Annotated in this window: 2 protein-coding genes; one reads left to right on the top strand and one right to left on the bottom strand. The window is 65.8% G+C overall.

What is annotated here, in order from left to right:
• The first annotated feature begins 76 nt into the window (after window positions 1–76).
• Window positions 77–1,747: a hypothetical protein gene (locus EB084_24095; GenBank protein ID NDD31345.1), complete on the top strand. Its 1,671-nt coding sequence runs from the start codon at window positions 77–79 to the stop codon at window positions 1,745–1,747.
• A 52-nt stretch (window positions 1,748–1,799) separates the two neighbouring features.
• Here the strand turns inward: EB084_24095 and EB084_24090 are convergent.
• Window positions 1,800–2,220 (bottom strand): M28 family peptidase (locus EB084_24090; GenBank protein NDD31344.1); only part of this gene is annotated, 421 nt, incomplete at its 5' end.

Below are 2,220 nucleotides of genomic sequence, written 5' to 3'. Positions count from 1 at the left end.
ACTGAGGTGACCCTGTCGCTCGAAAAAGCCTATCTCGCGCGCACCGACGAGTCGACATTCTGAGGAGGGCACTGCGTTGACCGTGATCAACCCGTTTCTGTACAAAGCCCAGGTCGTTCGTCGCCGGGCGGAGGAGAGCGACCATCTGAAGGTCCGCACGCTCCTCATGCTGGGAGGCTTTGCACTCCCCCTGCTGGCGTTCCTCACCGCAGATGCGCGGTCAGCCCTCTGGGGCCTGTTCGGGGTCTGGCTGGTCGCGGTCTCTATCTGGGCCGCCATGGCGTCTCTGGGGGTCTACGTGCGTGAGCGCGACCTTGGCACCCTCGAGCTTGCATCGCTCACGCCGGTCGCCCCCTTCCGCGAGGTCTGGGGGCGCTTCCTCGGGGCCTTCATGCCGATTGCGCAGGGCTGGATGGTTGGCGTGTCGTGGCCTCTCGCCATCGCCCTGTACAGCGGCAGCCTGGGGGGCGTAGCCACCATGTGGCTGCTCGCGCTGCCGTGGTTCGCCGGGTGGACCGCCCTGGGACTGCTCTGCTCGACGACGGCGCCGAACACCACCTCGGCCCTGCGCAGGGTGTTCGGCTTCTTCGTCGTGCTCTCGCTGGGCAGCGTGCTCCTCCAGGCCTGGCTAGACCTCCCATGGAACGCCAGCTTCTTCTTACTCCCCCTCAACCCGCTCGGATTCGTGGAGTGCGCCCGCATCGTGACCGGTGAGTGGGGCCGATGGGGCCACCCCCCGAGCGCGGTGCGAGACCTGATGCTGCCGCTGACGGTTCTCTCGTGGTCGCTGTTTCCCCTGATACTGCTGCGCTTGACGGCCGCCACGGTGCGCTGGCAATGGCACCTGCATCAGCGCCCGGTCAAAACGGCGCCGGCGGGGGCCTCCCATCCCCCTCTTACCGCGGAGCAGATCCGCATCAGACGTGAAGCTCAGTCGAATACACCGCTCAGCCTCTTGTCGAAGCTGGCCGCCGTCATGTTGCGCCCGTTCGATGGCAACCCGTTCTACTGGGCCTACCGCAGCGGTTTCACGCGCATCTACAGCACCCGCGATGCCGCGCCCGGAAGCGCCTTTGCCGCGGCCTTCGCCCTCTGCGCCATGTTCCTCGCGACGATGGCGGTGGTCGCGAATGGCTTTTCCCCGCTCCCTGAAGTGGCGAGCATCGTTGCGGGCGTGCTGACCTTTCTCATCATCCCGGCCTTCGCCATCGGCACGCTCGAAGGGGTCGCCTACGGCCGAGCCGCCATCGCCTCCGAGCGCGACCGCTCCACATGGATGCTGCTGGTCGTGAGCGGCATCCGTCCGCGCACGCTGCTGACCGGCAAGTTCGTCGCCGCCTTCTACGCTTTGTCCGGTGAGTGGCTCATCGTGATGCCCTTCTGGATCGTGCTGGCCGTGTTCCATCCGCTCGCCCTGCTGCTGGCGCTGCTGCAACCCCTCGCCATCGCCCTGGGCATCATGAGTGGCCTGCATACGGTATGCTCGCGGACACAGAAGTTCGTGTTCGCGGCGTCGATGCTTCTCATCGTCATGGTGTGCGCCCTGAGCGGCATTCTACCAGACGCGCTGGCCTTGGCGTTCCCCTACTGCGTGTTCGAAAACGCACTGGGCAATCGCCCTGAAGTGGGAATCGCCGGCTTCGGCGTCATCGCATCCGCAGCCGCGCTCGTCATGTCGGTGATGTGGGTGCAGAGCGAGCATGCCATCAAGCGCATGCTCACCGAAGTCGACAAGGCCCTCGCCTGATTGACAGACAATCCTGCCATCGTCGGTCCGAAAGACAACGGCCGCTCAGCACTCAGCGATTGGCGAGAATCCACAGGGTGGCGCAGGCCAGGCGAGCCATGCGCTCGATCTGGCTGGCGTCGAGACGCTCCGGGCGATCGCCCGGTTTGTGATAGTCCGGGAAGTAGCTGCCGAAGAAGCGTACGAAGGGCACGCTCTGCAAGGCGAACGAGCGGTAGTCGCTGCCCCCATGGCGCCCCGATGTGCGATCGAGGTGCAGGTTCAGCCCCGTGGCGGATGATGCGCTCGCGAGCACGGGGACGAGTGTGCCCGCGGCCCAGTCGGCCACGCCGGGCTCGACGAAGTCACACGAGCGGATCCCGCGCATCCACACATCCCCATTCTGGAGACCCGAATCGGTCACCAGCTTGCGAATCTCGGCCTCGGTCCACGGGTGGGCGATCATGTCGAGATTGAGATACGCCGCGGTCTTG

The sequence above is a fragment of the Pseudomonadota bacterium genome, assembly GCA_010028905.1.
Lineage (GTDB): Bacteria > Vulcanimicrobiota > Xenobia > RGZZ01 > RGZZ01 > RGZZ01.
This window is presented reverse-complemented; position numbering and strand designations above follow the sequence as displayed.